This is a genomic window from Actinoalloteichus spitiensis RMV-1378 (assembly GCF_000239155.1).
In the GTDB taxonomy this organism is placed as follows: Bacteria; Actinomycetota; Actinomycetes; order Mycobacteriales; family Pseudonocardiaceae; genus Actinoalloteichus_B; species Actinoalloteichus_B spitiensis.
Genome location: NZ_AGVX02000276.1, coordinates 1 through 6,360 on the forward strand (window position 1 = coordinate 1; position 6,360 = coordinate 6,360).

The 6,360-nt window shown below is 73.7% G+C and carries 5 protein-coding genes and 1 tRNA gene; 2 read left to right on the top strand and 4 right to left on the bottom strand.

Going from position 1 to position 6,360, the window contains the following annotated elements; translation table 11 throughout:
• Positions 1-133 precede the first annotated feature (133 nt).
• Positions 134-209, top strand: a tRNA-Lys gene (locus tag ACTIDRAF_RS0213085).
• 376 nt (positions 210-585) lie between these two features.
• On the opposite strand, the gene ACTIDRAF_RS0213095 is transcribed toward ACTIDRAF_RS0213085, so the two are convergent.
• The 4 genes from ACTIDRAF_RS0213095 to ACTIDRAF_RS28700 all read right to left on the bottom strand — a co-directional run bounded on the left by ACTIDRAF_RS0213095 (position 586) and on the right by ACTIDRAF_RS28700 (position 3,974).
• On the bottom strand, positions 586-882 hold the full coding sequence (locus ACTIDRAF_RS0213095) for a hypothetical protein (RefSeq protein WP_016699188.1): 297 nt from the start codon (positions 880-882) through the stop codon (positions 586-588).
• Between the two features lie 283 nt (positions 883-1,165).
• Positions 1,166-1,951, bottom strand: a complete 786-nt coding sequence (locus ACTIDRAF_RS0213100) for an AfsR/SARP family transcriptional regulator (protein WP_016699189.1) — start codon at positions 1,949-1,951, stop codon at positions 1,166-1,168.
• A 370-nt stretch (positions 1,952-2,321) separates the two neighbouring features.
• Positions 2,322-3,356 (bottom strand): helix-turn-helix domain-containing protein, encoded by a 1,035-nt coding sequence (locus tag ACTIDRAF_RS28695; RefSeq protein ID WP_016699190.1) that lies wholly within the window; start codon positions 3,354-3,356, stop codon positions 2,322-2,324.
• A 189-nt stretch (positions 3,357-3,545) separates the two neighbouring features.
• Positions 3,546-3,974: an MmcQ/YjbR family DNA-binding protein gene (locus ACTIDRAF_RS28700; protein ID WP_016699191.1), complete on the bottom strand. Its 429-nt coding sequence runs from the start codon at positions 3,972-3,974 to the stop codon at positions 3,546-3,548.
• A 226-nt stretch (positions 3,975-4,200) separates the two neighbouring features.
• Between ACTIDRAF_RS28700 and ACTIDRAF_RS0213115 the strand changes: the two genes are divergently transcribed.
• Complete coding sequence (locus ACTIDRAF_RS0213115) at positions 4,201-6,012, top strand: NPCBM/NEW2 domain-containing protein (protein ID WP_016699192.1); 1,812 nt, start codon at positions 4,201-4,203, stop codon at positions 6,010-6,012.
• The last annotated feature ends 348 nt before the right edge of the window (positions 6,013-6,360 follow it).

A 6,360-nucleotide genomic window follows, 5' to 3' on the forward strand; every position in this document is an offset into this window, starting at 1 on the left:
CGGCCCCCCGGCCGGGGCGGGGGGCCGGTGCGAGGGCCGCGAACGGGGCTGTGTTAGAGTTTCCTCGCCGGTCGGGGAGAGCGACCAGACCGGCGGAGGGGCCACTGACAGCCAGTCAGTCAGCGCCCGGCAAGCGCCATTAGCTCAACTGGCAGAGCAGCGGACTCTTAATCCGCGGGTTCGGGGTTCGAGTCCCTGATGGCGCACCAGCTGGCACACCCCGTTCGACCAGCACGAACGGGCCAGCAGAAGATACCAGGTGGGACAGCGCGTTGGACCTCGTGTCCAACGCGCTGTCCCACGTTGGGCACTACCGTGCCTGGTCGTGGCCGGGACCGGGAGAGTGGGCGCACGGGCACCGTCAACGCGGGGTCGCGCCAGCAGGCTCGGGGGTTCGGATGCCACCGGTCGGTGCGGTCGCCCGCTCCGACCACCGCCAGGCCACGAGGCTGGCCAGTGTGAGAACCACGGCCAGGGCGATGACGAGGCCCCAGCCGGCCAGCACGGCCCCTGTTCCCCGGGGCACCGCGTCGTGGTGGTCCCCGGGAGTCCTGACCGGAGGCGGGCCTGACCACGGGCGTGCCGTCAGTCCTGGACGACGTCCACGCTGTAGCCCTCGGTGCCCTCGGTGACGCCCAGCAGGGCCAGCATCCCGACGATGCTCAGCACGATGACCGCCACTCCGGTGATCAGGACGACGAGGGAGAAGCCCCGCCGGGTCCCCCTCCGCAGCCCCACCGCGCCGAAGGCCACCGCGACCAGGGCCGGGACGGGGGCGAGCGGGAAGCTGGCGATCAGGGTGACCAGCGCGGCGAACGCGCTGATCGCGCCGCCGACGAACAGGCCAAGGTCCGACTCCGATCGCGGTCGCACGTCGCTCACGCCGTTCCTCCCACGTGGGTCCCACCGCCCGTCGGCGGCTGAGGACGGCCACCGCCCCCGATCTCGATTCTGGCAGCGGCAGCCCTGCGGTGCGTTCGCTTCCGCCATCCCCGTCAACCGCTGCCCCTTCCCGGGAGGGAGGGCGGGCCGGCCCGTCCGGGACAGCCCCCGACCCGCCGACCCCGGCCGGGGCGGGTTCCGGGTCCTCGGGGCGGTGCCGCGCCGACGGGGGCGCTCGGCCGGGGCGACCTCGAGAGCCCGGACGGGCCGCCGGTGAGCCGGCTCAGAACCGGGGCAGCACGCCGGTCGAGTCGGACCCCAGCGGTTCCTCCCGCAGCACCACCTCGTGCAGGAGCCTGAGCTCGTGCCCGGGGCGAACACCCGTCGCGGCGAACAGGCCCGACTCCAACCGCTGGTAGCGGTGCACCGCCTCGACGCGGTGACCCGTGACGTACAGGGCTCGCATCAGCGCGGCCACGAGCGGCTCCGACAGCGGGTGTTCCTCGCTGAGCTCCGTGAGCGGATCGATGGTGGCCGCACCGTGGCCCAGTGCCCGCATCGTCTCGGCCCAGTCCAGGGTGACGTCGAGGTGGCGGTGCCGGAACCGGGACCTCCGCTGGGCCGCCCAGTCGCCCGCGACACCGGCCAGTGCCTCTCCCCGCCACAGCGACCGCGCCTCCTCCAGGAGCACGCGGCGGTGGTCGAGATCGCGGACGCGGGCCGCCGAACCGGCCAACGCCTCGAACCGGACCGCGTCCACGTGCAGGGGGTCGGTGGCCAGTCGGTAGCCGCCGTCGTGCCGGAGCAGACTCGCCGCCGCGACGGTCCCCGTCCTGGGCAGCACCGCCAGCACCCTCCTGATCCGGCTGACGTGGGTGTGCAGGGTCCGACCGGCCTGGAGCGGTGGTCTGCCGCCCCACACCCGGTAGAGCAGCTGGTCCCTCGGCACGACGCGGTCGACGTCGACGAGCAGCGCGGCCAGCAGTGCCCGCTGTTGCGGACGCATCACGCCGGCCGCCACCGCGCCGGGCCCCAGCAGGGTCACCGGGCCGAGCACACCGAACAACATCGTCACTCCTCCGGCACAGGCCGCCGACGGTGGGAACGCCAGGTCGGGGAACCGCACCGTCCACCCGGCCTCGTGGGCCGTCGATCCGGCCCGGCAAGGCGGGAGCGCCGGCCGACCAGCCCGCTGGCCGGCGGCTGACGAGGGCCGCGTCGTCACCTGGTCGCGACGACGCGGCCCCTCCCCCGCCCGTCGGGGATCCCCTGGGCAGCGACCACGCTAACCGTCGAACGGCGGAGTGTCCTTGACAGACAGTGGACGACATCGTGACGCTCGGAGTACGGCCAGGACGGCCCGGCCGCCCCCGCTGCGTGGAGCCCGGGGTGGTGCGGCCATCCCGCGAGGAGCGACGCCGCCCGGTCCGGCGGGGCGGTCACCGGTCAGCGGAGCGCTCTCCGGGAGGAGCGGGATCCGCGCGGTGGTCGTCGGCCCGCTCGACGTCGACCCCCACCCCGTTCCGGTAATCCCTGGGCGTCATCCCGTAGGCGGCCCGGAACGCCCGGCTGAACGCCGCGTGGTGGCTGAACCCCCGGCGTTCGGCCAGGTGGTGGATCGGCACGTTGGCGTTGCGCGGGTCCCGCAGCTCCTGCCGGATCCGCTCCAAGCGCTCACGGCGGATCCACTCGGACACGGTCTCCGCCTCGTCCCGGAACAGCCGGTGCAGGTAGCTCACCGAGATGTGGTGCGCCGAGGCGAGCATCGCGGGTGTCAGTGGCGCGCCGAGGTTCCGGCGCGCGAAGGCCTTCACCCTCAGCACCAGGTTCCGCCGCCTCGCCTCCGGGGGCAACTCCCCCCCGTCGACCACACCGGCGAACATCCCGGCCACCAGGTCGACGAGCACCCCGCCCAGCCGCGTGGCCTCCTCCAGGTCGAACGCGGTCGGTGCGGCGGCGAGCTGTCGGAGGAGCGCGCCCAGCATGGCGCCCATGCCGTCCTGGTCCGTCATCGGACGCCCTATCGCCCGCTCGGCCTGCCGGCGCGGCATGGGCAGACTGCCCTGCGGCAGCTCCACCGCGACCCCGTGGATGAGCGCGCTGTTCCCGTTCCGCACGTGGACCCGGTAGGTGTGGGACGTGTTGGTGGAGTGGAAGTGGTGGGGCCCGTGTTCGGTCTCCTCCTGACGGGCGCGGGACACACCGAGCGTCCCGCCGATCATGTAGGAGAGGTGGTAGCCCTCCGGGTCGGACTGGCGCACGAGCCTGTCCGTGCGGTCCATGACCACCGGTTGGAGGGCGACGGGCCAGACGACCACCGGGCCGAGCTCGATCAGGCGACGGGTGACCCGGTAGGACTCGGCGTACTCGCTGGTGAGCTCCATGGGGGCGTGCGTGCTGGCCATCAACTCGCGCCAACGGTCGAACCGCTCCCCCTCCGGTAGGTCCTCGCTGCGGAACACGGTCTCACTCATCCGACCCCCTTCGCCACGGCCTCCACTCCGTCGACGGTCACGGCACGCACCGGAGCCCCGGTCCCGGACGGTGACCAGAAGAACGACGTCGAGCGAGGCGATCTTCCCAGTCCGGTGGTCGTCCTCCGAGCGGGCTGGTCGTGCGCCCGGAGCACGGTCCCGCCCCCGAGCGCCGCCGAGCGGGACCGCTCACCCCCCGACGGGTCCGCCGCCGGCCGTGCCGGGTCGGGCGCGCACGGGGAGGGCGGCCACGACCAGGTCGTGGGAGTCCTCGACCAGCTCGTCGAGGAGGTCGTCCGGGAGAGCCGCAGCCAGGTCGACGGTGATCCAGTGCCGCTTGTTCATGTGGTAGCCAGGGGTGATCCCGGCGTGGCTGTCCACGAGCAGCGCCCCGTACTCCGGCTCGCACTTCAGGGTGACCCTGCCGTGGTCGCCGCCCAGCGCGACGAGGGCGAAGATGCGTCCGCCCACCTTGAACACCGCGGTGTCCTCCCCGAAGGGGTGCTCCCGCCGCGCGCCGGGCAGTTCCTCGCAGCGGCGCAGGACGCGGTCGCGGGTGGTGGGGGCCTGGCGGTGCTCCGGGGTGTGGTGGGGTGTCTCCTCCGGTGGCGTGGTCATGGTGGTGATCCTGCTCCTCCCCTCCGACAGGCACGGCACTGGTGCGCGTCGCGTGCCCGCCCGGACCCCCTCCGACCACTCCGGTGGCGGTTCACGTCCCGTTCACATTCCGGTGTGCTGGAAGGTCACCAATCGGTGACCAGGCGCCATCCCGGGCTGACACGGTCGGCTGGTCATCGACCTGCCAGGTGGCCGGCGGAGGCTCCGCCGGCCGGAGAGGACCACCATGCGTCTGCCCACCAGGGTGGTGGCGAGCGGCCTCGCGCTCACCGCCACCGTGAGTCTGGCGGTGCCCTCCGCCGCCACTCCCGCCGGCGGAGCTGAGGGCGATCCGGGCGTCACGAGCGCCAGCCGGTCGGCCTCCGCGTCGCCCACCACGACCTTCGACGTGTTCAGCGACATCCAGGGCCACCTCGACGACTGGGACGACGTCCTGACCGACGCGGCGGAGACCAACCCGGACTCGGTCGCGACCGTCATCAACGGTGACATCGTCGACCGGGGTTACGACTTCGAGTACGAGGACGTCAGCGACGTGCTGCGCGCTCACGGGCGCGACCTCCCGCTGCTCGCCACCATCGGCAACCACGAGGCGTACGCGCCGGCCTGGTGCGACGAGCGCACCCTCTGCCAGCCGACGTGGCCCAACGGTTTCACCGAGGAGGGGCTGTACCAGTCCTTCTACGACTTCGCCGGCACGGACAGCGTCTACCAGGAGCTGGTCGTCGACGACGCGGTCATGCTGGCTCTGGGCACCGAGCGGCTGATGTGGTGGGAGAACCCGAACTTCGACGACCAGGTGTACCTGAGCGACACCCAGCTGGACTGGCTGCGGGACCGGCTGGCCCACCACGGTCGCAGCGGGCGCCCGATCTTCGTCTTCACGCACTACCCGCTGGCGCACACCGTCACCCAGTCCGACGGTGACGCCGGCCGCTACCACCTCCAGGACGCCGAGCTGCGGTCGATCCTGGCCGACTACCCGCAGTCGGTGCTCTTCAGCGGCCACACCCACGCCCAGGTCACCCACGACCGCTGGGCCACCAGGGTGCGGGTGCCGGGCGGGCACCCGGACGGGTTCCTCGCGGTGGACACGGCGGCGGTGCTCAACCACCAGTACCTCCAGGTCACCACCGGACCCGATGGCGCGGTGATCCGCGCACGGGACGCCCGGACCGGCGACTACCCGAACGAGGTCCGCGTCCCCGCGGTGGACCCGAGGGACACCTTCGCGGTGATCGGGGTCCACGCGGAGACCGGGACCGTGGCGCCGGGTGACGAGGTGGTCGTGACCGCGCGGCTGCGCAACCACGGGGCGCGGGCCCTGCCGCAGAGCGTCCTGCGGCCCGAGGTGCCGGCCGGCTGGGGGGTCGTGGATCCCGCCGAGCGGACCCTGGGCCGGGTGGGCCGGGGCCAGGACGCGGAGGTCAGCTGGCGGCTGCGGGCGACCGACGAGCCGGGTGAGGCGGTCATCGGGGTAATCGCCGAGGTCCGGGGCGCCGAGGTCCCGGTGGTCGTCGACGAGGCGGAGGTCACGATCGCCTCGGCTCCGGAGGGGGAGACCCGGGTGTCGAGCCTGCCGTTCCTCGCCGAGGAGAACGGCAAGGGCCCGGTGGAACGGGACCTGGCCAACGGTGCGATGGGCCGGGGTGACGGCGGTCCTCTCCAGATGGACGGCGTTCGGTACGACCACGGTCTGGGCATGCTGGCCCCGGCCGAGGTGTCGCTGTACACGGGCGGTCGGTGTTCGACGCTGAGCGCGGTCGTCGGGCTCGACGACGCCGCTCCGCAGGGCAGCCAGCGCCGACCGTTGCCGGTGGGGACCCCTGCCGGCACGGTGGTCTTCGTGGTGCTCGCCGACGGCGAGGAGGTGTACCGGTCCGAGGTGCTCCGTCGGGGGGAGGCCCCCGAGCGGATCGAGGTCCCGGTCGAGGGCGCCGAGCGGCTGCGGCTGGTCGTGGAGGACGCCGGTGACGGCTCCGCGTGGGACTACGCGGACTGGGCGGAGGCCACTCTGGAGTGCGCGGGGCGCGCCTGACGCGGGTGGGGCCCGGGTCTGGTGCGCGGGAGGAGCCGCGCTGACCAGGCCCGGGCCTCCTCATGTCGGGGCTGCGGCGGCCAGGCCTGCCACCTCGGCCAACCGGTCGGCCCGTGTCGGCGGGGCTCCGGACGGGACGCCCACCTCGGGCCGAACGCGCCACCCCGGCCCCGGACCGGTGGAACGTGCCGCCGGCGTCGCGACCCGCGTCGAGCGGGTGCCGGGTCGGCCCCGGGACCTCCACCCTGGTTCGGCGGGCGTGTCGACCAGCTCCAGCGGGGCCGTCGACGGCACCGCTCGGCCGCGCGACGGCCTGGCTCCCTTCTCGGGTGAGCTCCACCAGCCGAA

Coding starts and splice junctions, on each gene's coding strand:
- ACTIDRAF_RS0213100 (WP_016699189.1), bottom strand. CDS start 1,951: ATGTTGTTCGGTGTGCTCGGCCCGGTGACCCTGCTGGGGCCCGGCGCG.
- ACTIDRAF_RS28695 (WP_016699190.1), bottom strand. CDS start 3,356: ATGAGTGAGACCGTGTTCCGCAGCGAGGACCTACCGGAGGGGGAGCGG.
- ACTIDRAF_RS28700 (WP_016699191.1), bottom strand. CDS start 3,974: ATGACCACGCCACCGGAGGAGACACCCCACCACACCCCGGAGCACCGC.
- ACTIDRAF_RS0213115 (WP_016699192.1), top strand. CDS start 4,201: ATGCGTCTGCCCACCAGGGTGGTGGCGAGCGGCCTCGCGCTCACCGCC.